Annotated in this window: 24 protein-coding genes; 18 read left to right on the forward strand and 6 right to left on the reverse strand. The window is 71.4% G+C overall.

The window, feature by feature from the left end; genetic code table 11:
* Positions 1 to 12: 12 nt before the first annotated feature.
* Both ABZU25_RS04615 and ABZU25_RS04620 read right to left on the reverse strand, forming a co-directional pair.
* Positions 13 to 693: an RICIN domain-containing protein gene (locus ABZU25_RS04615; RefSeq protein WP_355027933.1), complete on the reverse strand. Its 681-nt coding sequence runs from the start codon at positions 691 to 693 to the stop codon at positions 13 to 15.
* A gap of 73 nt (positions 694 to 766) precedes the next feature.
* Positions 767 to 1,237: a YbaK/EbsC family protein gene (locus tag ABZU25_RS04620; RefSeq protein ID WP_355027934.1), complete on the reverse strand. Its 471-nt coding sequence runs from the start codon at positions 1,235 to 1,237 to the stop codon at positions 767 to 769.
* A 93-nt stretch (positions 1,238 to 1,330) separates the two neighbouring features.
* On the opposite strand from ABZU25_RS04620, the gene ABZU25_RS04625 reads away from it, so the two are divergent.
* From ABZU25_RS04625 to ABZU25_RS04665, 9 genes are all read left to right on the forward strand, one after another.
* Positions 1,331 to 2,728, forward strand: a complete 1,398-nt coding sequence (locus ABZU25_RS04625) for an FAD-binding oxidoreductase (protein WP_355027935.1) — start codon at positions 1,331 to 1,333, stop codon at positions 2,726 to 2,728.
* Entirely contained in the window at positions 2,725 to 4,068 is a 1,344-nt protein-coding gene (locus ABZU25_RS04630) for a class I SAM-dependent methyltransferase (RefSeq protein ID WP_355027936.1), read from the forward strand. Before ABZU25_RS04625 ends, ABZU25_RS04630 begins: the two co-directional genes overlap by 4 nt.
* A gap of 101 nt (positions 4,069 to 4,169) precedes the next feature.
* The gene (locus ABZU25_RS04635) at positions 4,170 to 4,727 is read left to right on the forward strand and encodes a helix-turn-helix domain-containing protein (RefSeq protein WP_355027937.1); all 558 of its coding nucleotides are present in this window, start codon (positions 4,170 to 4,172) and stop codon (positions 4,725 to 4,727) included.
* Positions 4,720 to 5,589 carry an SRPBCC family protein gene (locus ABZU25_RS04640; RefSeq protein WP_355027938.1) on the forward strand — a complete coding sequence of 290 codons (870 nt, stop codon included), beginning with the start codon at positions 4,720 to 4,722 and terminating at the stop codon, positions 5,587 to 5,589. Before ABZU25_RS04635 ends, ABZU25_RS04640 begins: the two co-directional genes overlap by 8 nt.
* A gap of 164 nt (positions 5,590 to 5,753) precedes the next feature.
* Positions 5,754 to 5,987, forward strand: a complete 234-nt coding sequence (locus ABZU25_RS04645; protein ID WP_355027939.1) for a zinc-ribbon domain-containing protein — start codon at positions 5,754 to 5,756, stop codon at positions 5,985 to 5,987.
* A gap of 7 nt (positions 5,988 to 5,994) precedes the next feature.
* Entirely contained in the window at positions 5,995 to 6,171 is a 177-nt protein-coding gene (locus ABZU25_RS04650) for a hypothetical protein (RefSeq protein ID WP_355027940.1), read from the forward strand.
* Between the two features lie 217 nt (positions 6,172 to 6,388).
* Entirely contained in the window at positions 6,389 to 8,638 is a 2,250-nt protein-coding gene (locus ABZU25_RS04655) for an EAL domain-containing protein (RefSeq protein ID WP_355027941.1), read from the forward strand.
* Between the two features lie 39 nt (positions 8,639 to 8,677).
* Positions 8,678 to 9,436, forward strand: a complete 759-nt coding sequence (locus ABZU25_RS04660; RefSeq protein ID WP_355027942.1) for a MerR family transcriptional regulator — start codon at positions 8,678 to 8,680, stop codon at positions 9,434 to 9,436.
* 77 nt (positions 9,437 to 9,513) lie between these two features.
* Positions 9,514 to 10,293: a hypothetical protein gene (locus ABZU25_RS04665; RefSeq protein WP_355027943.1), complete on the forward strand. Its 780-nt coding sequence runs from the start codon at positions 9,514 to 9,516 to the stop codon at positions 10,291 to 10,293.
* Positions 10,294 to 10,301: 8 nt separating this feature from the next.
* On the opposite strand, the gene ABZU25_RS04670 is transcribed toward ABZU25_RS04665, so the two are convergent.
* On the reverse strand, positions 10,302 to 11,621 hold the full coding sequence (locus ABZU25_RS04670) for a serine hydrolase (protein WP_355027944.1): 1,320 nt from the start codon (positions 11,619 to 11,621) through the stop codon (positions 10,302 to 10,304).
* Between the two features lie 199 nt (positions 11,622 to 11,820).
* Between ABZU25_RS04670 and ABZU25_RS04675 the strand changes: the two genes are divergently transcribed.
* A complete protein-coding gene (locus ABZU25_RS04675) occupies positions 11,821 to 12,105 on the forward strand; it encodes an antibiotic biosynthesis monooxygenase (RefSeq protein ID WP_355027945.1) in 285 nt (94 codons plus the stop codon).
* A gap of 8 nt (positions 12,106 to 12,113) precedes the next feature.
* On the opposite strand, the gene ABZU25_RS04680 is transcribed toward ABZU25_RS04675, so the two are convergent.
* Positions 12,114 to 13,640: a gluconate transporter gene (locus tag ABZU25_RS04680; protein ID WP_355027946.1), complete on the reverse strand. Its 1,527-nt coding sequence runs from the start codon at positions 13,638 to 13,640 to the stop codon at positions 12,114 to 12,116.
* A 51-nt stretch (positions 13,641 to 13,691) separates the two neighbouring features.
* Positions 13,692 to 15,245, reverse strand: a complete 1,554-nt coding sequence (locus ABZU25_RS04685; RefSeq protein WP_355027947.1) for a gluconokinase — start codon at positions 15,243 to 15,245, stop codon at positions 13,692 to 13,694.
* 246 nt (positions 15,246 to 15,491) lie between these two features.
* Here ABZU25_RS04685 and ABZU25_RS04690 point away from each other — a divergent pair, with 246 nt between their 5' ends.
* The 7 genes from ABZU25_RS04690 to ABZU25_RS04720 all read left to right on the forward strand — a co-directional run bounded on the left by ABZU25_RS04690 (position 15,492) and on the right by ABZU25_RS04720 (position 22,479).
* Complete coding sequence (locus tag ABZU25_RS04690; RefSeq protein ID WP_355027948.1) at positions 15,492 to 16,631, forward strand: hypothetical protein; 1,140 nt, start codon at positions 15,492 to 15,494, stop codon at positions 16,629 to 16,631.
* Between the two features lie 45 nt (positions 16,632 to 16,676).
* Entirely contained in the window at positions 16,677 to 17,222 is a 546-nt protein-coding gene (locus ABZU25_RS04695; protein ID WP_355027949.1) for a hypothetical protein, read from the forward strand.
* Positions 17,223 to 17,278: 56 nt separating this feature from the next.
* On the forward strand, positions 17,279 to 18,553 hold the full coding sequence (locus ABZU25_RS04700; protein WP_355027950.1) for an RNA polymerase sigma factor: 1,275 nt from the start codon (positions 17,279 to 17,281) through the stop codon (positions 18,551 to 18,553).
* A 116-nt stretch (positions 18,554 to 18,669) separates the two neighbouring features.
* Positions 18,670 to 19,344, forward strand: coding sequence for a DUF998 domain-containing protein (locus ABZU25_RS04705; RefSeq protein ID WP_355027951.1), 675 nt, complete (start codon positions 18,670 to 18,672; stop codon positions 19,342 to 19,344).
* A 33-nt stretch (positions 19,345 to 19,377) separates the two neighbouring features.
* Positions 19,378 to 19,758 (forward strand): YciI family protein, encoded by a 381-nt coding sequence (locus ABZU25_RS04710; RefSeq protein WP_355027952.1) that lies wholly within the window; start codon positions 19,378 to 19,380, stop codon positions 19,756 to 19,758.
* Positions 19,759 to 19,985: 227 nt separating this feature from the next.
* Entirely contained in the window at positions 19,986 to 21,122 is a 1,137-nt protein-coding gene (locus ABZU25_RS04715) for an epoxide hydrolase family protein (RefSeq protein ID WP_355027953.1), read from the forward strand.
* Positions 21,123 to 21,270: 148 nt separating this feature from the next.
* Complete coding sequence (locus tag ABZU25_RS04720) at positions 21,271 to 22,479, forward strand: hypothetical protein (RefSeq protein ID WP_355027954.1); 1,209 nt, start codon at positions 21,271 to 21,273, stop codon at positions 22,477 to 22,479.
* 65 nt (positions 22,480 to 22,544) lie between these two features.
* Here ABZU25_RS04720 and ABZU25_RS04725 read toward each other — a convergent pair whose 3' ends face one another.
* The gene (locus ABZU25_RS04725) at positions 22,545 to 22,982 is read right to left on the reverse strand and encodes a VOC family protein (protein WP_355027955.1); all 438 of its coding nucleotides are present in this window, start codon (positions 22,980 to 22,982) and stop codon (positions 22,545 to 22,547) included.
* Between the two features lie 236 nt (positions 22,983 to 23,218).
* Between ABZU25_RS04725 and ABZU25_RS04730 the strand changes: the two genes are divergently transcribed.
* Positions 23,219 to 24,331 (forward strand): ricin-type beta-trefoil lectin domain protein, encoded by a 1,113-nt coding sequence (locus ABZU25_RS04730; RefSeq protein WP_355027956.1) that lies wholly within the window; start codon positions 23,219 to 23,221, stop codon positions 24,329 to 24,331.
* Positions 24,332 to 24,492 lie beyond the last annotated feature (161 nt).

The following is a 24,492-nucleotide window of genomic DNA, read 5'->3' on the forward strand; positions in this document are numbered from 1 at the left end:
CCGGTTGAGGGGTCAGCCCATGGTCCACTGCTGGGCCGGCCGTTCGTCGCAGGGCTGCTGCCGGATGTCGTCGCCGGCCTCGACGCCGTCGTCGTCGGCCTGGGCGCACTTGCCGCTGTGCACGGCGACCAACAGCACCGGGCCATTGCCGATGGGGTTCAGCCGCCACTGCTGGTTGGCCCCACCGTGGCAGGGAAACTGCATCAGCCGCGCGCCGTCGTCCTGGCTGCCACCCTCGACGTCGAGACACTGCCCAAACGCGGCGTTGGCCACCGTCGCCGCCTCCGGACCGACCGGGGTGATCACCCAATCCTGCTCCGGGCCGCCGGTGCAGACCGCCAAGTGCGCCTTCGCCTGCGTGCCGTCGCCGTAGAGCCCCAGGCACAGGCCTGAGTCGGCCTTGAACACCCGGGGCCCGGTCACCGGCTCGGCGGCCGTGCTCGGGCTCGGCTCGGCCGGCGCGCCGGTGGGCTGCGCGTCGGTGGACGACGTGCCAACGCTGGCCGGCACGCTCGGCGCGTCGTCACCGTCGAGCAGCCCGGTGGTGAAGACCACCCCGAGGAGTACGCCGACCAGGGCGACCGCCAGCGCCACCCGCAGCAGCGGATCGGCCAGCGGACCGGATCGTGCTGCCCGTCGGCCTCCGCCGTAGACGGTGCCGGTGGGATCGGGGCGTTCCTCGGGCGCGGACATAGGCGCCATCCTCACCCACCGCCGTCGGCGACGGCCAGTCGGTGGGTCAGGTGGTGACGCGGATCGGCGGCGCTCAGCGGGTGGGTTGCGGGTCGGTGACGTCGGCCACTGTGGCGTCGAGGGCCGTGATCGCGGCGTCGGCGTCGACAGCGATGGCGAGGCCACGTTCCCCGGCGCCCAACGTGATCTCCCGGCCGCGCAGTCGCTCGTCGGCGATCACCGGCCACGGCGTGCTCGCGCCGAACGGGGTGATGGTGCCGCGCTCGTAGCCGGTAGCGGCCAGGGCGCCGGCGGCGTCCGGCATGGAGAGCCGGTGCACGCCGAGCAGGGCGCGCAGCTTGGGCCAGGAGATGACCCGGTCGCCGGGGGTGAGCACGAAAAGGTGATCGTCCACACTCCGGCGGACCACGATCGTCTTGACGACGTCGGGGACCGCCACGCCCCGGGCCGCGGCGGCCTCCGCGAGGCTGCCGACCGCGCCATGGCTGACCAGCCGATACGTCAGTCCGGCGGCGTCCAGGGCGGTGATCGCGGGCGATGGCATGCCCGCCACGGTAACCGCCTGGCCTGCCACCGGACGGGAAACTGCCACGGCCCACATCCCACGGTTTCCCAAGTACGCGCGTAAGGTGATCACATGCGCGCTGAGCGTGTGGATCACCCCATTGACCATGATCAAGCGGTGGACACGCTGCGACGGTCGTACGCCGCGGTGCCCACGGGCGAGCCTGTCCGGCTGGCCAAACGCACCTCCAACCTGTTCCGCCCCCGGTCCGCACCTCGGACTCCGGGGCTCGACGTGAGCGGCCTGAACGGCGTGTTGTCGGTCGATCCGGCCGGGCGCACCGCCGACGTGCAGGGCATGTGCACCTACGAGGACCTGGTCGACGCGACGCTGCCGCACGGGCTGATGCCGCTGGTGGTGCCGCAGTTGCGCACCATCACGTTGGGTGGCGCGGTGACCGGCCTCGGGATCGAGTCCACCTCGTTCCGCAACGGCCTGCCGCACGAGTCGGTGCTCGAGTTGGACGTGCTCACCGGCTCCGGCGAGATCGTCACCGCCCGTCCCGACGGGGAGCACGCCGACCTGTTCGCCGCGTTCCCCAACTCGCTGGGCAGCCTCGGTTACGCGACCCGGCTGCGCATCGAGCTGCAACCGGTCGGCCGGTACGTGGCGTTGCGCAACGTCCGGTTCACCCAGTTGGAGGCGCTCACCGACGCGATCGCGGAGGTGACAGCGACCCGGTCGTGGGCCGGGCAGCCGGTCGACGCGATGGACGGGGTGATGTTCAGCCCCGGCGAGGCGTACCTGGTGTTCGCCACGTTCACCGACGCCGCCGACCCGCCCAGTGACTACACCGGTCAGTCGATCTACTACCGGTCGCTGCGTCGGCGCACCCGGGACGTGCTCACCGCGTACGACTATCTCTGGCGCTGGGACACCGACTGGTTCTGGTGCTCGGCGGCGTTCGGCGCCCAGCACCCGGTCGTGCGGCGGCTCTGGCCGGCGCGCTACCGGCGCAGCGACTTCTACCACCGGCTGGTCCGTCTTGAGCACCGACACCAGGTGGCGGCCCGGATCGACCGGCTGCGCGGGCAGCCGTCCCGGGAGCGGGTCGTGCAGGACGTGGAGGTCCCGCTGGACCGTACCGCCGACTTCCTGCGCTGGTTCGCCAGCGCGGTGGGGATGAACCCGGTGTGGCTGTGTCCGCTGCGGTTGCGCGAGCCGGCGGGTGCCGGTTCGGCGCGGTCGTGGCCGCTGTATCCACTCCGGCCAGGGCAGGACTACGTCAACATTGGGTTCTGGGGGAGCGTTCCGATCGCGCCAGGCGCCGCCGACGGCGACGTCAACCGCACGATCGAACGCAGGGTGTCGGAGTCGGGCGGGCACAAGTCGCTCTACTCCGACGCGTACTACGACCGGGACGCCTTCGATCGCCTGTACGGCGGCGACACGTGGCGGGCGGTGAAAGATCGCTACGACCCGGACCACCGGCTGACGGGATTGTACGAAAAGGCGGTAGCACGAGCATGAGCCTGACCGACAGAGATCAGGGGGCGGCGAGCGTCCCCGCCACCCCGCCGGCGGGGGGCCGGCACACGGGTCCGACCGTGGCGGATGTCATCCGCGCGGTCACCACGGGGCCGTTACCGGTGCGGATCAGCGGGTACGACGGCAGTTCCGTCGGCCCGTCCGACGCCGGTATCACCCTGGCGATCCAATCCGAGCGGGGTTTGTCCTACCTGCTCACCGCTCCCGGCGACCTGGGCATGGCCCGGGCCTACGTCAGTGGTGACCTGGCGTTGCAGGGGGTGCACCCGGGCGACCCGTACGAGGCGTTGCGGGTGCTCAAGGACAAGCTGCGGCTGCGCCCACCGTCGCTGGCCGAGGGGCTGGCGCTGGTCCGGGGGCTGGGCTGGGAGCGGCTGATGCCGCCGCCGGCTCCGCCGCAGGAGGCGCAGCCACGGTGGAAGCGGGTGGTGAACGGGCTGCGGCACTCGCGGGTGCGCGACAGCACGGCGATCTCGCACCACTACGACGTCTCCAACGCCTTCTACGAGAAGGTGCTCGGCCCGTCGATGACGTACACCTGTGCGGTCTTCCGGTCTCCGGACGACACGCTGGAGCAGGCCCAGTCGGCGAAGTACGACCTGGTCGCCGGCAAGCTGGCGCTCAAGAAGGGGATGCGGCTGCTGGATGTGGGCTGCGGCTGGGGTGGCATGGTCCGGCACGCCGCCCGCGAGTACGGCGTGAAGGCGCTCGGGGTGACCCTGTCGAAGGCGCAGGCGCAGTGGGCGCAGGCGGCGATCGAGCGGGAGGGGCTGACCGGGCTGGCCGAGGTGCGGCACCTGGACTACCGGGACGCGCCGGCGGAGCAGTTCGACGCCATCTCCTCGATCGGGTTGACCGAGCACATCGGGGTGCGCAACTACCCGACCTATTTCGGGGCGCTGCGGTCCCGGCTGCGGGAGGGGGGTCGGCTCCTCAACCACACCATCACGCGCGCGGACAATCGGGCGCCGCACCGCTCCGGCGCGTTCATCGACAGGTACGTCTTCCCGGACGGGGAGTTGGCCGGCCCGGGTCGGCTGATCAGCGAGGTGCACGACGCCGGGTTGGAGGTGCACCACGAGGAGAATCTGCGCCAGCACTACGCGCTGACGCTTGCCGCCTGGTGCCGCAACCTGGTGGAGCACTGGGACTTCTGCGTCTCGGAGGTGGGTGCGGGCACCGCCCGGGTGTGGGGGCTGTACATGGCCGGGTCGCGGATGGCGTTCGAGCGCAACGGCATCCAGCTGCACCAGGTGCTGGCCACGCACAACGGCCCGGACGGGGTGAACGGCTACCCGCTGCGACCGGACTGGTTGCCCTGATCACCTGCTGACCGTTGCCTGAAGCCGCGTCGAGAAAGTCGGCGCGGCTTCTTGCGAACCGATTGACAAACAAGTTTTGTACGTACAAACTGATTTTTGCCATGAGAGATGTCCTGTACCTGGAGCAGATCGAGCAGGCCGAAGTCCTGCTCAAGCCGCAGCGCGTCGAGGTGCTGCGGCAACTCGCCGAACCGCGCACCTGCACCGAGGTCGCGGCTCGACTCGACCAGACGCCACAGCGCGTCTACTACCACGTCAAGCAGCTCGTCGCGGCCGGCCTCGTCGAGCTGGTCAACGAGCGCAAGGTTCGCGGGATCACCGAGGGGATCTACCAGGCCGCCGCCCGGTCGTACTGGCTGTCCCCCCGGCTCGTCGGCCGGATCGGCCTGCGCCGGACCCGCGACGAGCTGAGCCTGGGCTACCTGCTCGACCTGATGGAGGAGGTCCAGGCCGACATCGCCGGTCTGGACCGGGCGGCGCCCGAGCTGCCCTCGATCGGGGTCTCCGGCGAGATCCGGGTGCCGGCCGAGCAGCGCCAGCAGTTCCTGCACGACCTGCAAACCGCACTTCAGGACCTGTTCACCCGCTACGGCGGCAGCGAAGGCGATGCCTTCAAGCTGGCCGTCGCCTGCTATCCGAAAGGGAACGACAATGAGTGAACCGATGAAGGTGCAGGCCCGTCTCTCCGCGCCCGTCGGGCGCGTCCGCCAGGCCCTGACCGACCCGGCCGAGCTGCGTCTCTGGCTGGCCGAGCACGCCGAGGTCGAGCTGCCTCAGCGGTACGAGTTCTGGGGCCGCTACACGCCCGAGGGCGACGCCCCGCACCAGCGGCTGCTGCACGCCGACGACGACACGCTGCGCTTCAGCTGGCTGCTCGACGGGGTGGAGACCACCACCGAGTTCCAGCTCACCGCCGAGGGCGCGGACAGCACACTGCTCACGCTGACCCAGAGTCACTTCGACTTCGCCGAGGCGATGAGCGGCTCCAGCATCCGGGGCGTGCTCCAGACGTACTGGGCGCTGTCCATCGCCAACCTGGCCGCCCGCCTGGAGGGCAAGCCACTGCTGCCCCGCACCGACTTCACCTCCGCCGACCTGCGGGGTGAGCTGGTCATCGCCGCCCCCGCCGACAAGGTGTGGGAGTCGCTTACCGACTCCGAGCAGGCCAGCGCCTGGTTCGGCTACCCGATCGGCATCGAGCCCTGGGTCGGTGGCCGGTACGCCATGGGCGGCTTCGAGAACGGCTACGCGGCCAAGATCGTCGACCTGGAGCCCGGCCGACGGATGTCCGTCGACTGGGGACCGACCGGCGTGACGAGCTGGGAGCTGGCCGAGTCCGGTGGCCGGACCACGCTGACCTTCGTGCAGAGCGGCTTCGACGAGGCCAACCCCCCGTACGGGGCCTGGAGTGGGTCGGTTTCCGGGCTGTTCGAGCTGCGCCGCTTCCACGAGGTGCCGGACTGGCAGCCGATCTGGCTCCCCGCCGAGATCCCCGGCCTGGAGCCCTCACCCGCGAGCTGAGCCGCGCAACATCAGGGAAACTGCTGCCTCCGCACGGCTTGAGGCAGCAGTTTCCCTGTAAGTGAGCGGATCTTGGCGTTTCGCCTGACGGGCAGCGGTGGCTTTGTAGCGGTTTGTTTCCTGGATCTGGTGACTTCTCGCGGTGAAGTGGGTACTGGCGGACGATGTTCTTCATCTTTGGTCTGCGTACCAAGGTCGACAGGTCCGGTGTCGTGCAGCAGGTCTGCCGCAACTGCGGCAACCACGCCGCGCAGGTGATCACCCGACGGTCGACCAGGTTCACCCTTTTCTTCATCCCCCTCATTCCGATCCGCACCCGGTACGCGCAGCAGTGCACGTTCTGCGGGGCTGAGTACGAGATCTCCAAGTCCGACGTCGAGCGCCTCCCGGTCGGCTGAACCGCCGATGGAACGCTTCCTCTGCTGGCTGATCCGCCGGCCACCACCGTCGGTCGACGTGGCGGTGCACACCGCTGCCCGCCCGCCCTGCACCCCCGGCCAGCGTCGACGCCGCCGCGCCCGTCGCCCACTCGCCGGCACCACCCTGCCCCGGTCACCCTGGAACCGCTCCGCCGGCCGCTGACCTGTCCCACCGCCCCGGCTGAGCGCCCCGCCCGTTGCCGGTGATCCTCTGGCGAGCCCCGCACCGGCCATGGTCAAGGCCAGACCGGGTTGGGGCGGACGTTCGGACCCTGGCGGCGTACCTGGGCGCTGGTTAGGCTTTCGGGGTTTGCCGTGGACCGGTCCTCCCGAGGGTGCACGCACGACGAAGAGCCGGAGCGACCGTGTCCCGTCAGGACGTGAAGCAGGCTGTGGGGAAGATCAACCCCGCCGGTGCGATCCTCGCGGCCGGGGTCATCCTCGTGGAGGCGTGCTGGCTCGTCGCCGCCCTGCCCGGAGCCGCGCTGGTCAGTGACGTCGGCGCGCTGCTGGTGGCCGGTTGGGCGACCGTCGCGTGTGCCGGCGTGGCCCGTCGACATCCGGCCCCGCTGCGCAGGTTCTGGGTGCTGCTCGCCGTCACCATGGCGCTCGCCGCGCTGGGCCGGGCCATCTGGACGGTGCAGCGTCTCGTCGGCGGCGACCTGCCGCACACACCGGTGGTCGGGGTGGTCTTCACCGCCGGCATCCTCACCGGCACGGCCGCGCTGCTCAGTTCGCCGTCCGCGCCACGGACCGCGGTGGGGCGGGCCCGCACGTTGCTGGACGGGGTGATCGTCGCCCTGGCCCTGGTGCCGATCGCCTGGGTCCTCGTGTTTCGCGGGGTCGCCGCCGCCGAGTTGGCCGATCCGGCGCGCACGCTGGGGCTGCTCTACCCGATGTTCGACCTGATGCAGCTCACCATCCTGGTCGCGGTGGCCGGGCCGGCCCGGCCGATGTGGCGGCCGATGAGCCTGCTCGCGGCGAGCCTCACCCTGCGCGTCGTCGCCGACGTCGTCTACGTCTCGCTCGTCGCGCGGGCCGACTACGTCGCCGGTCACCCGATCGACCTGTGCTGGCCGGTGAGTTACCTGCTGATCGGCCTGGCCACCCGCAAGCCGCCGCCGCCGGACTGCGACGGCACCGACGACACCGCCGAGTCGCCGCCGCCCTGGTGGCGGGTGGCGTTGCCGTACCTGCCGGTGGGTGGAGCGATCGTCGCTGTGGTGCTGGCCCGCCAACCCACCGGGCAGACCCCGCAACTGATCTTCGTGACCATGATGGCCCTGCTCGGGGCTCTCGCCGTGCGGCAGGGGTTGGCCGCCAACGAGAACCTGCGGCTGGTGGTCCGGCTGCGCCGTCTCGCGTACGGAGACCAGCTCACCGGGCTGCCCAACCGGCTGTTGTTCAACCGGCGGCTGCGGCTGGCCCTGCGCGACGGCCGACCGGCGGCCGTGCTGCTGCTCGACCTGGACGGGTTCAAGCAGGTAAACGACCGTTTCGGGCATGCCACCGGCGACACCCTGCTGACCGGACTGGCGGCCCGGATGCGGGCTGTCGTCGCCGACGACGGCATCATCGCCCGGCTCGGCGGGGACGAGTTCGCGGTGCTTGTCGACGGCGACCGACCGGTCTCACCCGAGCGGCTCGCCGAGCGGCTGCTGGACGCGCTGCGACCCTCCGACGGTGAGGATGACGTCGGGGTGCACCCGTCGGCGAGCATCGGCATCGCCGAGTTCGGCCCGCAGCACGCCACCCACACCGATCTGCTGCGCGACGCCGACATCGCCATGTACGCGGCCAAGGCGGCGGGGAAGTCCGCGTACCGGACGTGCACCCCGGCACTGCGCGAGTCGGCCGTCTCGCGTGCCGAGCTGATCGCCGACCTGCGCCGCGCGGCCGACGAGGATCAACTGTGCCTTGAGTTCCAACCCATCGTCGACCTGGCCACCGGCGCGGTGCGCAGTGCCGAGGCGCTGGTGCGCTGGCGGCACCCCCGGCTGGGGATGCTGCCGCCGGCGAGGTTCCTGCCACTGGCCGAGGAGACCGGGTTGATCCTGCCGATCGACCGGTGGGTGATCCACGAGGCGTGCCGGGCCGCGGCGACCTGGCGGGACCGGGCGCCGGACGCGACAGTGGCGGTGAACATCGCCGCGGCGCACCTGCGCCGCCCCGACCTGATCGCCACTGTCACCGCTGCCACCAGTGCCGCCGGGCTGGCGCCGCGGGCGTTGACCCTGGAGCTGACCGAGTCGGCGCTGATCGAGGGCACCGAAGCGGTGCTGGAACGGCTGCACCAGCTGCGCGAGTTGGGCATCAAGATCGCCATCGACGACTTCGGTACGGGGTACTCGTCGTTGAGCTACCTGCACCGCATCCCGGCGACCGAGCTGAAGATCGACAGGTCGTTCGTGACCCGGCTGGGGTCGGACGACCGCGCGTACGCGACAGTGGAGATGGTCACCCGGCTGGCCGGCGCGTTCGACCTGACGGTCGTCGCCGAGGGGGTGGAGACCGAGCGTCAGCACGAGGCGGTCGCCGCGATCGGCTGCCCGCGCGGTCAGGGCTATCTGTACGGGCGGCCGGATGTCCCCGCCATGGTGGGCCAGAATCGGGGCTTGACCCTGACGTAACGGCAGGCGGGAGCCTGGTTCCCGGAAGGGAGGGGAACCATGGCGTACACGGTGGGTCAGGTGGCGAGGGTCGCTCGCGTGACGGTGCGGACGTTGCACCACTACGACGAGATCGGGTTGCTCTCGCCCAGCGGGCGAACCCCGGCGGGTTACCGCCGCTACGACGAAGCGGACCTGCAACGGCTGCAACTCGTCCTGTACTACCGGGAGCTGGGTTTCCCGCTTGAGGAGATCACCGCGATCCTCGACGACCCGGCGGCCGATCCGGCCGCCCACCTGCGCCGACAGCACGAACTGCTGACGGTACGGATGAAGCGGTTGCAGGAGATGGTCACGGCGATCGAGTTCGCGATGGAGGCGAGCAAGTTGAACATCCAACTCACCCCGCAGGAGCGGTTCGAGGTCTTCGGTGACTTCAGCCCGGAGGAGCACGAGGCCGAGGCGGAGCAGCGCTGGGGCGACACCGACGCGTACCGGGAGTCGAACCGCCGGGTCTCCCGCTACGGCAAGGAGGACTGGCTGCGGATCAAGGCGGAGAACGAGGACTGGGGTCGGCGGATCGTCGCGCTGATGGCCTCGGGCGCGCCGGCGGACGGCCCGGAGGCGATGGAGTTGGCCGAGGATCACCGGCAGATCATCAGCCGCTGGTTCTACGAGTGCTCGTACGAGATGCAGACCGGGTTGGCCGACATGTACCTGGCCGACGAGCGGTTCAGCGCGCACTACGAGACCATCGCCCCGGGGTTGGCCGCGTACCTGAACGAGGCCATCCACGCCAACGCGATCAGCCGTGCCTGATCGGGAGACCGACCGGGAACAGCGCGGGGGCGGTCCGGCTAGTCTGGCCGGACCGCACCGCCCCCGGGGAGATGACAGTGCAGAAGCCGAAACTGATCGTCGCCGGTGCCATCCTCGCGGTGGCGGTCGCCGCCGGGGTGTGGGCACTGGTGGTCACCGGCGACGAACCCGACGCGGGTCGCGCGACGGCCGAGGCGTCGCCGGTCCCTACCGAACCGGCCGGTGTGCTGACGGCCGCCGCCGCGAAGGTCGACAAGCAGACCTACAAGCTGACGTTGGGCACCGGCGGGTCAGCGGGTGGGGACGGCACTGTGGTGCTCTGGGACCCGACGGCGAAGCGTGGTCTGGAGACCACCTCGCTCAAGGTGCCCACCGGTGCGGTGAAGATCGAACGGCTCACCACCGGGCCGGACGTCTACGTGCGGATCAGCGCCCCGGACCGCCGCGTCCCGGTCTGGGACGGCAAGACCTGGTGGCACGTCGGCGCGCCGGGTTCGCCACCGGCCAAGCAGGGCCTGGACAACACCAAGCTGGCCGGCACGCTCAGCGCGGCGACGGCCGTCCGGCAGACCGGGGTACGGGCGTACGCCGGCACGCTGGACCTGCGCGAGAGCGCCGCGGTGCTGGGCGACGGGGTCAGCGGTGTGCTCGGTGACCGGGCCGGGGCGGTGCCGTTCACCGCGGCGGTCGACGAGCAGGGCCGGTTGGTCCACTACCGCATCGAGTTGGCAAGCGAGCAGTCGGAGACCGCCCAGCTCGACCTGACGTACTCGGACTTCGGGTTGTCGGTGTCGGCCGAGCCGCCGGCGGCCGACCTGGTCGGCGAGGACCCGCCGGCGAACATTCCCGGCGCCTGATCGGCGGGTCACTCCTCGACCGCCCCGGCGGTGGGGCTGACCAGGAAGTCGTAGACGGTCCGGGCCATCCGGCGGACCGTCTCGTCGCCGCTGGCCATCGGCCCGGCGGTGAGGAACGCGACGGCGGTCTCGGTGCCGGGGATCAGGTAGTAGCCGACGTCGTGGGAGGCGTCCGGCAGGTCGCCGGTCTTGTGGGCCACCGGCACCCCGGGTGGCAGCGCCGCCGGGATCTTGGTGTTGAGGGTCTGCTCCCGCATGAAGCCGATCATCAGGTCGCGGGATGCGGGGGTGAGGATCTCGCCGTCCCAGACCGCGCCGAGCAGGGACACCACGTCGTCCGGGCTTGTGTAGTTCTCCTCACCGCGTTGCGCCGCCACGCTGTCGAGCATCCGGCGGGCCAGGATGGTGGACCGCTGGTTCATCGAGTCGATAAGCGCGTTGACCGGGGCGAACCCGCCGAGGTAGGTGATCAGCACGTTCGCGGCGACGTTGTCGCTGTATTTGATCAGGTACTGGGCGAGCCGATGCACTGTGACCACCTGCGGGAACGTCTCGAACTGGAGCTGACCGGTGCCGCCGACCACGTCCTCCGGGGTGACCAGCACGCCATCGTCGAGCGACACCTGTCCACAGTCGACTCTGCGGAGCAGCTCGACGAGGATCCACAGTTTGATCACGCTGGCGGCCTTGGGGCGCAGTGCGCCGTTGACCGCGATCTGCTGGTCGCCGTACCGGCCGGACAGGTCGCGGACGGTGACTCCGGCCGGGTTCAGGCTCGCGTCGGCGACCACCCGGGCGAGCTCCCCGCTGAGCGGGAACAGCCGGGCTCCAGCGACCGGGTCGGTGGGCGGCTGCGGACTGGTGACCACCACTCCGGTCAGCGCGACCGGCGGGCGGTGCCGTTGGATCACCTCCAGCGTGCCCGCGCTGCGGCCGGTCAACGGCACCCGGTAGCGGTAGGCCGTGCCACCGACGACGACGGCGCCGCTTGCCACTCCGGCGGCGACCAGCATGCCCGGGTCGGCGACCCGACCGGTGTCACCGTCGCAGGCCCGGTAGCGCACTGTGTGCCCGAGCGAGTCCACCGCGAACACTCCACCGGGAAACGACAACCAGGACACCTCGCTGGTCGGCGCCCGCTCCGGCGTCGGCTCGACACCTGGCTCATGGCCCTGCCCGTCGCCCGGCTCGACCCCGTACCCCGGCTCGGCCTGTTGCGCCGGGTCCGCGCCGGGTCCGGGGCCGTCGGCGGTGGCCGGCCCGGTCGTGGCCAGCACGGCGAGCGCGACCGCCGCCGCCAGCCCTTTCCTGGGTACGCGGACAGACATCGCCAGTGGGGAAGATGAGGGCCTCTTGTCGCTTTTTCTCACGTTTGCACGATATGAAGCGCCGGAGGCGGGTGGGGTCACCGGGACTGGTGTCACCCGTCCGGGCGGTGATGCCCCCGGGAGTGACACACCTCAGAGGTATAACTGTGACCCTGCGGCATCAGACGCATCAGCAGAACCCGAGCCCGAGGGAGCAGCAATGTTGATCATCGCCGGAAGTCTGCGCGTCGAACCTGGTACGCGCGACGGCTATCTCGCCGACTCTGCACAGGTCATCGCGCAGGCCCGCGCCGCCGCCGGCTGCCTCGACTTCCTGCTCGCGGCCGACCCGCTGGAGCCCGGCCGGATCCACGTCTACGAACGCTGGGAGTCCGCGGAGCAGTTGGCGGCGTTCCGCGGCTCCGGGCCGAGTGACGGGCAGGAGGCGGCCATCCTCGACGCCGACGTGCATCGCTACGTGATCGCCGGCGTCGAGGCGCCCTGACCCGGTCGCTACAGCAGCAGGTCGAGCAGGAGCACGCCGAGGAAACCAACCACGGAGATGATCGTCTCCATCAACGACCAGCTCTTGAGGGTCTGCCCGACGGTCAGTCCGAAGTACTCCTTCACGAGCCAGAACCCGGCGTCGTTGACGTGCGACAGGAACAGCGACCCGCAGCCGATCGCCAGCGCCAGCAGGGCCACCTCCGGTTTGTCCAGGCTCGCCGCGAGGGGTGCCACGATGCCCGCCGCGGTGATTGTCGCGACGGTCGCCGAGCCGGTCGCGACGCGGATGCCGACCGCGACGAGCCAGCCCAGCAACAGCGGCGAGAGGTTGGCGTCCTTGGCCGCGTCGGCGACCAGGTTGCCCACCCCGGCGTCCACAAGCACCTGCTTGAACCCGCCGCCGGCCGCCACGATCAGCAGGATGCCGGCGATCGGCGGCAGCGAACCGCCGATCACCGAGGAGACCTGGGATCGGCTGAACCCGGCCTGGTAGCCGAGCGTGAACATCGCCAGGATCACCCCGGCGAGCAGCGCCACGATCGGCGTGCCGACGATGTCGAGCGTCCTGCGGCCGGCGGTGCCCTCGTCCACTGTCAGCTCGCCGATCGCGCGTAGCAGCATCAGCACCACCGGCAGCAGCACGGTGATCACCGCCGGCCAGAACGCCGGGGTCCGTCGGGAGGTCTCGGTGCCGCTGTCGTCCACCGGCTCACCCGGTCGTCCGCCGCCCGGGTTGACCAGATCGTCGTCGGTGAGCAGATCGCCGTCCACGTCGCGCTGTGCCGCCGCCTCGGTGGTCCGGCCCGGGTCCCGGCGGGTCGGCAGCAGCGCGGCGGGCGCGGTCGCCGGCACGTACCGGGCGATGAAGGTGCCGAACACCGGCCCGGCGATGATCACCGTGGGGATCGCCACCAGCAGGCCCAGCCCGAGCGTCAGCCCCAGGTCGGCGTTGAGCGAGGAGATCGCCACCAGCGGCCCGGGGTGCGGCGGGACGAGGCCGTGCAGCACCGACAGGCCGGCCAGCGCCGGAATGCCGATCTTCATCAGCGGCACGTCGGTCCGCATCGAGACGAGCAGCACGATCGGCACCAGCAGCACCACGCCGACCTCGAAGAAGAGCGGCAACCCGATAAGCGCCGCCACCGCGGCCATCGCCCACGGCAACGTCCGGCCGGAGACCCGGCCGACGGTTCGGTTGACGATGCCGTCCGCGCCGCCGGACTCGGCGAGCAGACCGCCGATCATCGCGCCGAGCGCGATCAACAGCCCGACACCGCCGGCGGTGGAGCCCACCCCGGCGGTGAACGAGGTGATCATCTTGTCGGGTGCGACGCTGGCGGCCACGCCGAGCACCGCCGCGCCGAGGATCAGCGACAGGAACGGGTGCACCTTCGCCCAGGCGATCAGCAGCACCACGGCGGCGATGCCGAGCAGGGCGGCGATGACGAGCTGGGTGTCACCGGCGGTGGTCACCGGCTCGGCCGGTGCGGCGAGGGCGGTCAGTGGGTCGGCCAGGGCGAGAGGTGGTGGCACGGGATCACGACCTTCGGAGAGGGGTCGGCCCGAGGCGGGCCGGCCGAAGGGTCACATCGGGGGTCCTGTTGCGGGCTCGATTTCCGCGGGCAGGCCGGGTGCCAGCCGGCGGATCGAGGCGAAGGTGGGCGTCAGCGCGTCGTACAGCTCGGCGAAGAGCGGCAGCAGCGTCGCGTACGTGGCGGCAGCGGCCGGGTCGGGGCGGATCGTCTCCTCGATCCGGACCAGGTCGGCGGCGACGTCGATGCTGGGGATCAGCCCGAGCGCCTGCATGCCGAGCAGCGCCGCGCCGAAGCTGGACCCCTCGTGCGCGGCCGGGAAACTCACCGGCAGGCCGAGCACGTCGGCGAGCATCTGCCGCCACAGGCCGCTGCGGGCGAAGCCGCCACCGGCACGGATCTCACGCACCTCGTTACCCGCCGCCCGTACCGAGCTGAGCACCAGCGCGAGCTGCTGGCAGACTCCCTCCAGCGCGGCACGGACCAGATGCTCGCGGCGGTGGCTGTGGGTCAACCCCACGTACGCGCCGCGCGGCAGCGCGCTCCAGTGTGGTGCCCGTTCGCTGTGCAGGTACGGCAGCATGATGAGCCCGCCCGAGCCGGCCGGCGCGCGCGCCGCCAGGGCGACCAGGTCCTCTTCGGAGTGCTCACCCAGATCCGGGGCGAGCGCCTCACCGGCCCACTTGAGGACGATGCCACCGTTGTTGATCGCACCGCCGACCACCCAGCGGTGCTCGGTCAGCGCGTAGCAGAACACGCCGCCGAGCGGGTCCACGCCGGGCCGCTCCACCATCACGCGCATCGCGCCGCTGGTGCCGATCGAGCAGGCCACCATGCCGGGGTGCACCGCCCCCAGGCCCAGGTTGGCGAGCGGCCCGTCGCCGGCACCGACCACCACCGGGATGCGCTCCGACAGGCCGGTGGCGGCCGCGGCCTGCGGGGTCAGGCCGGGCAGCACGGCGGTGGTGGCCACCAGTTGGGGCAGTTGCTCCTCGGTGATGCCGGCGATGGCCAGCGCCTCGCTGTCCCATTCCAGTCGGTGGATGTCCAGCAGGCCGCTGGCCGAGGCGATCGAGTGGTCGGTGACCAGCGCGTCGCAGAGTCGCAGCAGCACCCAGTCCTTGATGCCCACCCAGTGCGCGACGCGCTCGAAGAGTTTCGGCTCCTGCTCGGCGAACCAGAGCAGCTTGGGCAGCGGCGACATCGGATGCATGGGCGTGCCGGTGCGCCGGTGCAGGGCCAGCCCGGACGGGACCGCCCGCAGCCGTTCGGCCTGCTGGGTGGAGCGTGAGTCGGCCCAGGTCACCGACGGGGTGAGCGGGTTGCCGTCCGGGTCGAGCCCGATCAGGCTGTGCATGGCGGAGCTGAACGACAGGCCGGACACCGGCTGGACCAGCTCGGCCACGACCACGCTTACCGACTTGAGCACCGCGTCGAGGATGAGGTGCGGGTCCTGCTCGGCGTAGCCGGGTTGCGGGTCGTTCAGGGGGTAGCCGACCGAGTGGCTGCCGAGCTGCCGCCCGTCGGTGTCGTACGCGACGGCCTTGGTGCTGGTGGTGCCGATGTCGACGCCGATGACCACGCCGGGCCGGGTGTCCTGCGGCATGACGCTCACCCCCTTCGGACGGCGGTGCGGCGGCAACGCCACCCGGCTGCGGCTGACGTTACCGAGACAGCGACCGCCCCGCACGACACGCGCACAGGAGAACCGTCGACGCGGCAGTATCGGCTTATCGTGCGGTTTCATCCACCGATCGGGCAATTTGCCCGATCCGGCGTGTCCGGGCGCCACGCCGCGCCTGTTGAACGAAGAGACACCCAGATTGGTGGCCTACGCGGCGAAGGAGTCGGCGTGGCAAAGACTGATTCGACGGGTTCCACCTGGCGGTACCGGTGGGCGCAGCGGCAGAACGTGCGGCGGGTCAGCACGTACCGGGGCGCCGAGACGGCCTGGCGGCGACGCGACGACGAGTTGCGGCGACTGCGCGCTCTCGCCGCCGACTTCCAGGGCTCCGCCGCGGCCGGCGACGGCCTGCCCCTGGAGTTGGCCGCCGACGAGGTGGTGCTCTGGGTGCTGCCCGCCGCGCAACTGGTCGAGGTACGACACACCCCGGTCCTGCCCGCCCCTGATCTCACTGTCGCCCCGCCGCCCGGACCGCTGCGCCCGCGCCGCCCGGACGGCGTACGCGTCACCGACGCCGGCATGGCCGTCATCACCAGCCGCCGCCTGGTGCTGCTCGGCGGACGCGGCCGGCGCGACTGGGCGTACGGCCGGATGACCGGTCTGGCCCACGACCCCGCGTCGCCGGTCACGCTGATCCAGGTGCTGGACCGGCGGCCGACCGCCGGGTTGCTGCTGCCCACCGACGCGGCGCCGGACTTCCGGTTCAAGCTGACCCTGGCCTTCGCCGACGCGATCGAACAGCGCGCCGCGGTGCTCGCCCAGCTCGACGAGCTGATCGCCGAGCACGCCGAGCTCAAGCCGTTCCGGCCGGCCGTGGCCACCCCGGGGCAGGCCCGGCTGACGTCGTTCGTACCCGGTGGTCGCCGGACCATCGCGGTGGCTGCCGCCCTGGCGTTGTTGGTGCCGGCGGCGCTTGTCGAGTCGGATCCGTCCGATCCGACCGGCGGCCCGGAGGTCGCCGCCGCCGCCACCCCCAGCGGGGAGCCCGTGCTGGTCCGCCCGGCGGCCCCGGCGCTCACCCGCGCCACCCCACCGGCGAAGCCGACGAAGTCGCCACGCCCGGCACTTAGCACGACCGGCGACCCGCGCTGCGGGGCGCCGGAGAACCCGCTGGGGTACGGCTTCTGCGGCGGCACCCGGATCCGTCGGCCCGCCGCCGAGGTGTGCGACTGGTTCGACTGCGTGCCGCAGTTCTGGGCCGGACGGGGTTACCTCGTGCAGTGCCGCGACGGTTCGGTCAGCCTGGCCGGCGGCAGCGCCAACGCCTGCGCCGAGCACCGTGGCGTACGGCGAACGATCACAAAGTGACCGATTTGGGAGTGAAAGTCTGCTTCGGTCGGCCACAATTGCCGAGTGGAGATCCGGTCTGACGATGGCGCGCGGGTGCGGATACGCCCCGTCGGCTACCAGCCTGGCATCGACCCGCCCGACGACCCCGACCGGGCCGCGCCCGGCTGGCACGACTGGCTGCTCATCGAGGTGGACGCCCGCACCGCCGACGGCCAGACCTGGTCGCACCACTACCCGAGCCTGATGGTCGAGGAAGCCCGAGCGTTTGGTGGTTGGCTGCACGGGCAGGCCACCTCGGCGCTCGAATCGAACGCGCCGCCGGCGATTGTCAGTTTCACCGAACCCAACCTGGTCCTCCGCTCCCGGGTGCTCCGCCGCCGCCGGCTGGAGCTGATCGTGGAGTTCTCCGCCGAGTCGTTGCCGCCGTGGATGCGCCGACCGTCCGGCGTGATCTACCCGCTGATCCTCACCGTCTCGGCGGACGCCCTCGCCACCGCCGCCGAGCAGTGGGCCGAGCACTGTGTGGCGTACCCGCCGCGTACCCGGTCGAGGTTTCCCGCCGAGAACCCGCCGCCCAGGTCGGTGAACCACCCGCGCCGCGCGGGCTGAACGGTGCACCGCGCGGTCCTTGTGGAGCCGGTGCCGGCCTGTTCTGATGTGCGGTCATGGGGGCTGAGCAGGTCCACCGCACTGTGGAAGCGGTGTGGCGCATCGAATCCGGGCGGGTCGTCGCCGCCCTGGCCGGGCTGGTACGCGACGTCGGCTGGGCCGAGGAGTTGGCCCAGGACGCCCTGGTCGCCGCGCTGGAGCAGTGGCCACGCGACGGCCTGCCGGCCAACCCGGGCGCGTGGCTGACCACCGTCGGCAAGCGGCGGGCGATCGACGCGCTGCGCCGGCGCAGCCTGCTGGAACGCCGGGTGGCCGACCTCGGGCGTGACCTCGACGACGAGCAGTTCACCCCCGACTTCGACGCGGCCTTCGAGGATCGCATCGACGACGACCTGCTGCGGCTGGTCTTCACCGCCTGTCACCCGCTGCTCGCACCGCAGGCGCGCGCGGCACTGACCCTGCGCGTGCTGGGCGGGCTGAAGACCGAGGAGATCGCCCGCGCGTTCCTGGTGTCGGAGACGGCCGTCGCGCAGCGGATCACCCGGGCCAAGAAGACGCTCGCCGAGGCGAAGGTGCCGTTCGAGGTGCCCGGCGTGGCCGAGCGCGGGGAACGGCTGGCCTCCGTACTGGAGGTCATCTACCTGATCTTCAACGAGGGTTACTCCGCGACGGCTGGTGACGACTGGATGCGCCCGGCGCTCTGCGCGGACGCGCTGCGGCTGGCCCGCCTCGTGCAGGAGTTGATGCCCGAGGAACCGGAGGTGCACGGGTTGGCCGCGCTGCTGGAGATCCAGGCGTCGCGTACCGCGGCCCGGGTCGACGCCGACGGCGAGCCGATTCTGCTGCTGGAGCAGGACCGTGGGCGCTGGGACCGGCTGCTGATCCGCCGCGGCCTCACCGCGCTGCACCGGGCGAGGGCAGCGGACGGCCCGCCCGGTCCGTACACCCTCCAGGCGGAGATCGCGGCCTGCCACGCGCGTGCGCTCACCCCGGCGGACACCGACTGGGCGCGCATCGCCGCTGGCTACGCGGAGCTGGCCCGGGTCGTACCGTCGCCGGTCGTGGAGCTGAACCGGGCCGTCGCGGTGTCCTTCGCCGACGGCCCGGCCGCCGGCCTGGAACTGGCTCGGGCGTTGGCCGACGAGCCGGCGCTGGCCGGCTACCACCTGCTGCCCAGCGTGCTCGGTGACCTGCTGGCCAAGCTGGGTCGCCACGACGAGGCGCGCGCCGAGTTCGAACGGGCCGCCGAACTGACCGGCAACGAACGCGAACGTGCGCTGCTGCGCGCTCGTGCCGCCGACTGCGCCCGTGGCGTAGCGCCAACCCGCTGAAAAAATTCGTCGACAGTCCTGTCGTATCCCGCGTCGGCCGCTCGACGCGTCAGCGAAAGCCGGCTCGCACCGGCACGCGGGACCGGCGACCAGCCGGCACAGACGAGGAGAACGACATGACGACGACGGGGAACGCGACGAGCGCAGGGTCCGCGGTGGCGGGCGTCGACTCCCGGCGTACGACGACCAGGGCGCTGCTGGCCGGCGGAGCCTCCGCCGGCCCGCTGTTCGGGGTGGTGGCCGCCGCCCAGGTGCTCACCCGCGACGGGTTCGACCTGAGCCGGCAGCCGCTCAGCCTGCTGGCCCTGGGCGACCTGGGCTGGATCCAGATCACCAACTTCGTGTTGACCGGGCTGCTCGCCCTGTCCGGAGCGGTCGGGCTGCGCCGGACGCTCCGCGGCGAGCCCGGCGGGACGTGGGGGCCGGCGTTGATCGCTGTGCACGGCCTCGGACTGATCATCGGCGGGGTGCTGGTCTCCGACCCCAGCATGGGCTGGCCGGCCGGTGCGCCGGAGGGCGCACCCGAGACGCTGAGCTGGCACGCCGTCGGTCACGGCGTCGGCGCGGGGCTGGCGTTCGGCTCGCTACCCATCGCCTGTCTGGTCTTCGCCCGCATCTGGTGGCAGGCCGGGCAGCGCGGTTGGGCCGCCTTCTCGCTGGGCAGCGCGCTGGCCGTCGTCGCGATCCTGTCCTGGCCCGACCAGGACACGCTCAGCGTCCGGATGGCGCTCGCCTGCGTCGTCGCCTTCGGCTGGCTCACCGCGCTCTGCACTCGACCGCTCACCCGCTGACCGTCGTTCACCGATCACGAGAGGACCACACCGATGCGCTACATGATGATGCACAAGCTCGACGAGAACCTGCCCGGAGCGTTCAACCCGAGCCCGGAGTTCCTGGCCCGGATGGAAGGTTTCATGAAGGAGGTCGCGCAGGCCGGGATCCTGGTCGCCGCCGAAGGACTCTGCCCGACCGTCACGGACGCTACCCGGATCACCGTGCACGGCGGCAGGACCACCGTCACCGACGGGCCGTTCACCGAGACGAAGGAACTGATTGCCGGGTTCGCGCTGGTGGACGTGCGCTCCCGCGAGGAGGCCCTGGAGTGGGGGCGGCGATTCGTCGACGTCTTCGCGGAGACCATCGGTGAGGTCGAGGTCGACATCCGCCGGGTCTACGAGGCCCCCGAGGTCGGTCAGCCAGCCTGACCCGCCCTCGCCGCGCCGCCGTCCGGATCGCTCCGGCCGGCGGCGCGATCCTGAGTCTCGCGGTCCTGACGCTCACGCCGGCCCCGAGAAGGGTAGGGTGATCTTCGTCAGCCACGAGAGGAGGTGAGCCCGGTGACCACCCATCGTCATTCCTGGGCGCTCTTCTCGGCCGTCCCCCTCAGCTGACCTGTCGCGTCGGGGAGCGCCCTCCTGTTCTCGGAGGACCAATGTCCAACTCCTCGTTCCGCATCGACGTATCCGATGCGGTCCTCGACGACCTGCGGGTCCGACTGGCCCGTACCCGCTTCACCGATCGCAGCGGCCCTCAGCCGTGGCAGGGCGGTGTCGACCCCGACTATCTGCGGGACCTGGTGTCCTACTGGCACGACGGGTTCGACTGGCGTGCGCGTGAAGCCGAGCTGAACGCGTACCCCCAGCACCTGGCCCTTGTCGGCGGCCGGAAGCTGCACTTCCTGCACGTCCGGGCCGCGCGCCCGGCCGGCAGGCCCGCGCCGTTACCGTTGCTCCTCAGCCACGGCTGGCCCAGCAGCTTCGTCGAGATGCTGCCGCTTGTCGACCGGCTGACCGACCCCGACCAACCCGGCGGCGCGTTCGACGTGGTGGTGCCCTCGCTGCCCGGCTTCGGTTTCTCGGAGGTGCCGGACGAGCCGGTGACCCGGGCGGTCCTCGCCCGGACGCTGCACGAGCTGATGACCGACGTGCTCGGCTACGAGCATTACGGCGCTTTCGGCGGCGACGTCGGGGGTGTGGTCACCGGCTGGCTCGGTGCCCTCTACCCGGAGCAGGTGGCGGGCATCCACATGATCCATCCACCGTTTCCGGCGAACTTCGACGCCCGTCCACTGTCGGCGGCCGAGCAGGCGTACCTGGACGCCGAGGCCACGTACGACGAGACCGACGGCGGCTACAGCGCCATCATGGGCACCCGCCCGGACACCCTCGCGGCGGCGCTCGCCGACTCGCCCGCCGGGCTGGCCGCCTGGCTTGTCGACAAGTACCGCGACTGGAGTGACAACCACGGTGACCTGGCGAACAGCATCGACCGGGACACCCTGCTCACTGTCATCACGCTCTACTGGGCGACCGGCACGATCGGCTCGTCGTTCCGGCAGTACGCCGACTTCGACCACAACACCCCGCGGCCGATGATCACCGTGCCGGCGGCGTTCACTGTGAGCACCGAACCCTCGCAGACCAACTTTCCTCGCGAGATCGCCGAGCGGGCCTGCACCGACATCCGGCACTGGAGTGAACCCGGCCGGGGTGGGCACTTCATGCCACTGGAGGAGCCGGACCTGTTGGCCGCCGAGATGAGGCAGTTCTTCACCTCGCTGCGCCAGTAGTCGCTGTGCTGCACGGCGGCTGCTCCGGTGTCCTTGCCGGAGCGGCCGCCGCGCGGCCTGTCAATTCTCTCCTTTCGGGTGCAAAGGGATGCATCGATCCCGCCAGCGTTGCCTGTCACGTACGTGAGCGGTTGTACCGCGTGTGACCGTGACCTCTGTGGGCTGCGCCCCCTGGCGGATCGCCTGGGCCGAGCGCGAGAACGAGCGCCGGCAGCGTGCGTACCGCGACGCCACCGACGCCTGGCTGCGCCGCGACGACCACCTGGCCCGGCTCCGCATCGAAGCCGCCAGCTTCCTCGGGTGTACGCAGCCCCGCGCCGGCCTGCCGGTGGACCTCGCCGCCGACGAACTCGTCTTCCGCGTCCTCCCCGTCGCCACGCTTGTCGAGGCCGAGGCGCGGCACGTTCCCGGCCTGCCCACCCCGGGTCCGTGCGACTTCGCCGACACTGTCGACGAGGCGCTGCCGGCGGGCCTGCGGGTGCTCGACACCGGCATGGCCGTCGTCACCAGCCACCGGGTGGCCTTCGCCGGCCGCGAGCACCGGCGCGAGTGGCGGTACGCGGACGCGCTCGGCGCCGCCCACCACCCCGACGTGCCGGTCACTCTGCTGCACGACAACTGTCGACTCGCGGGGCTGCTGGTCCCGGCCAGCGCCGCCGTGAACTTCCGGTTCTACCTCACCCTGGCCGCCACGGAGGATCGCGCCGCCGTCGCCGGGCAGGTCGACGCCCTGCTGGCCGCGCACCAGGCCACCTCGCCGGTGCCGCAGCCGCCGGTCGCGCCGGTCGACGCGCCGCTGTCGGCAGTACGCCCCGACCGCCGGGCCCTCGCCGTCGCCGCCGTCGCGACTGTGGTGTTCGCGGCGCTGGGTCCCGGCGCCGTGGGACCACAGCAGGTCGGCCCCATGCGACGGGCGGAAGCGGCGACGATCGCGACGGTCGAGCCGACCGTGCGGAAAACCGTTGTGATCGCCTCGCTGCGGGCACCTTCGGTCCTGGTGGCACCGCCGAGCCCGAGCACGCCCGCCCGTCCGGCCGAGCCGGCACGGCCTCCGGCGGCCGGTCCGCTACGGCCCGCCGCGCCGCTCCCGTCCGTCGTTGTGGCGGCTCCGGTCCCCACCACCGCTCCGGTGCCGTCCACCGAGCCGGCGCCCTCCAGCGCTCCCGCCCCGTCGGCCAGCGCGACGCCGACGCCCACTGCGACGCCGACGCCAGCTGCGGGCCGGCCGGCCGGATCGTCGGCCACGCCCACCGCGCCGGCCGCGACCGCGACGCCCGATCCCGCGCTGTTGACGGCGTGCCTGGATCTCCTGCTGCCGCTCGTGGACCGGCTGCTCTGCCCGCCGACCGGGCCGTGATCTCGAACCGTTGCCGTCTCCGGTCTGCGGCTGGAGTCTTCGGTGCCCTCGCTGTTGCGGTCGGGTCAGGTCGTGGTGCCGAAGTCGGGGAGGGTGAGGGAGCCGTCCGGGCCGAGAGTGAAGCCGGGGTTCCAGGCGATCTCCCAGACGTGACCGTCCGGGTCGGCGAAGTAGCCGGCGTAGCCGCCGTAGGACGTCTCCCGCGCCGGCTGGGTCACCTCGGCGCCGGCCTTGTCCGCGGTGGCCATCAGTTCGTCGACCTCCGCCCGTGAGCGGACGTTCTGGGCCAGGGCCATTCCGCCGAAGCCGCCGGTGTCCGGGTTGGGAACGCCCGCGTCGGCGGCCAGTTTGTCCCGGCTCCACAACACCAGGGCCAGGCCGCCGGCCTGGAAGAAGACCGTCTCCTCGACCTCTTGGCCGCGCCAGCCGAGGTGCTCGTAGAAGGCCTTGCTTCGCGCCAGGTCCGAGACGCCGAGGGTGATCAGACTTATCCGCTGCTCCATCCTCGTAACCTAGCGCGCGATCAATCGGGGGCGCGGCAGACGACTCCGACAGAGTTGCCGGTAGACCAGATCAATCCAAGGAATCTACACTCTTCTCTGTTAGCGCTCACACTCGTCCCAGTGCTGAGGCAGTAAACGCCATGCCGATGTGACGATCGGCGCCCGCCGGCTGCCCATGGTGGCTCTACCGGCCGGCCATGCCCTGGGCCAGCTCGACCAACCCAGGGGAGAAAGCTATGCGAACGAGGGCACGATGGCTCGCGACGCTCGCCGCGCTCGGTGTCGTGGTCGCCGGAGTGGTGACACCCACCGGTCCGGCCAACGCGGAATCCAACGGCGGGGTACGGGTGATGCCGCTCGGCGACTCCATCACCGAGGGCACCCAGGTGCCGGGCGGGTACCGCATCGGGCTCTGGCAGCGTCTCGCCACCGGCCGGTACACAGTGGACTTCGTCGGATCGCAGTTCAACGGGCCGGCCAGCCTGGGCGACCACGACCACCAGGGGCATCCCGGCTGGCGCATCGACCAGATCGACGCGAACATCGTCGGCTGGCTGAACACCCAACGGCCGCAGACCGTCCTGCTGCACATCGGCACCAACGACATCCTGCAGAACTACAACGTGAGCACCGCCCCGAACCGGCTCTCCACGCTGATCGACAAGATCACCAACACCGCGCCCACCGCCGAGGTGTTCGTGGCGCAGCTCATTCCGATCTCCAACAGCGGCCAGGACGCGGCCGCTCGCACCTTCAACGCGGCGATCCCCGGCATCGTCCAAAGCAAGGTCAACGCCGGCAAGCGGGTGCACCTGGTCGACATGCACAGCGCGCTCACCACCGCCGACCTGATCGACGGCGTCCACCCCACGGCCGGCGGCTACGACAAGATGGCCGCCCGCTGGTACAGCGCGTTGCAGTCGGTGCCCGGAAGCATCGGCAACCCGGGCAGCGGCGGCGGACAGACCACCACGATCGTGGGCACCCGGTCCGGCAGGTGCGTCGACGTCCCCGGCTACTCCACCACCAACAGCACCCAGGTGAATCTGTGGGACTGCCACGGCGGCACGAACCAGCAGTGGACGTACACGTCCAGCAAGACCCTGACCGTCTACGGCAACAAGTGCCTCGACGCCGCCGGCAACAGCACCTCCCCGGGCACCCAGGTCACCATCTACGACTGCCACGGCGGGACGAACCAGCAGTGGAACGTCAACGCGAACGGCACCATCACCGGAGTGCAGTCCGGCCTCTGCCTGGACCCCGTGAACCAGGGCACCGCCAACGGCACGAAGGTCGCCCTCTGGACCTGCACCGGCCAGGCCAACCAGCAGTGGAGCCGCCGATAACTCGCGGGACCGCGCGAACACCGGATTGATTGCCGCGCCCTCGGCCAGCGTCGAGGTGCGCGGCAAGGCTCGCCCGTGTACTCCTCCAGGGCGCCGTCGGCGTCTGGTGTCTTGGCGAAAGAGACTGGTGCGTACCCGATCAACGACACGCGTCCTGATGA

It is taken from the genome of Micromonospora sp. NPDC005215, from assembly GCF_040607915.1.
Taxonomy (GTDB): Bacteria; Actinomycetota; Actinomycetes; order Mycobacteriales; family Micromonosporaceae; genus Micromonospora.

Excerpts from the sequence above, each read along its gene's own strand:
- ABZU25_RS04645 (WP_355027939.1), top strand. The coding sequence starts at position 5,754 with ATGTTCTTCATCTTTGGTCTGCGTACCAAGGTCGACAGGTCCGGTGTC.
- ABZU25_RS04615 (WP_355027933.1), bottom strand. The coding sequence starts at position 693 with ATGTCCGCGCCCGAGGAACGCCCCGATCCCACCGGCACCGTCTACGGC.
- ABZU25_RS04620 (WP_355027934.1), bottom strand. The coding sequence starts at position 1,237 with ATGCCATCGCCCGCGATCACCGCCCTGGACGCCGCCGGACTGACGTAT.
- ABZU25_RS04660 (WP_355027942.1), top strand. The coding sequence starts at position 8,678 with ATGGCGTACACGGTGGGTCAGGTGGCGAGGGTCGCTCGCGTGACGGTG.
- ABZU25_RS04675 (WP_355027945.1), top strand. The coding sequence starts at position 11,821 with ATGTTGATCATCGCCGGAAGTCTGCGCGTCGAACCTGGTACGCGCGAC.
- ABZU25_RS04670 (WP_355027944.1), bottom strand. The coding sequence starts at position 11,621 with ATGTCTGTCCGCGTACCCAGGAAAGGGCTGGCGGCGGCGGTCGCGCTC.
- ABZU25_RS04700 (WP_355027950.1), top strand. The coding sequence starts at position 17,279 with ATGGGGGCTGAGCAGGTCCACCGCACTGTGGAAGCGGTGTGGCGCATC.
- ABZU25_RS04650 (WP_355027940.1), top strand. The coding sequence starts at position 5,995 with ATGGAACGCTTCCTCTGCTGGCTGATCCGCCGGCCACCACCGTCGGTC.
- ABZU25_RS04685 (WP_355027947.1), bottom strand. The coding sequence starts at position 15,245 with ATGCCGCAGGACACCCGGCCCGGCGTGGTCATCGGCGTCGACATCGGC.
- ABZU25_RS04725 (WP_355027955.1), bottom strand. The coding sequence starts at position 22,982 with ATGGAGCAGCGGATAAGTCTGATCACCCTCGGCGTCTCGGACCTGGCG.
- ABZU25_RS04705 (WP_355027951.1), top strand. The coding sequence starts at position 18,670 with ATGACGACGACGGGGAACGCGACGAGCGCAGGGTCCGCGGTGGCGGGC.
- ABZU25_RS04710 (WP_355027952.1), top strand. The coding sequence starts at position 19,378 with ATGCGCTACATGATGATGCACAAGCTCGACGAGAACCTGCCCGGAGCG.
- ABZU25_RS04715 (WP_355027953.1), top strand. The coding sequence starts at position 19,986 with ATGTCCAACTCCTCGTTCCGCATCGACGTATCCGATGCGGTCCTCGAC.
- ABZU25_RS04625 (WP_355027935.1), top strand. The coding sequence starts at position 1,331 with ATGCGCGCTGAGCGTGTGGATCACCCCATTGACCATGATCAAGCGGTG.
- ABZU25_RS04730 (WP_355027956.1), top strand. The coding sequence starts at position 23,219 with ATGCGAACGAGGGCACGATGGCTCGCGACGCTCGCCGCGCTCGGTGTC.
- ABZU25_RS04640 (WP_355027938.1), top strand. The coding sequence starts at position 4,720 with ATGAGTGAACCGATGAAGGTGCAGGCCCGTCTCTCCGCGCCCGTCGGG.
- ABZU25_RS04635 (WP_355027937.1), top strand. The coding sequence starts at position 4,170 with ATGAGAGATGTCCTGTACCTGGAGCAGATCGAGCAGGCCGAAGTCCTG.
- ABZU25_RS04630 (WP_355027936.1), top strand. The coding sequence starts at position 2,725 with ATGAGCCTGACCGACAGAGATCAGGGGGCGGCGAGCGTCCCCGCCACC.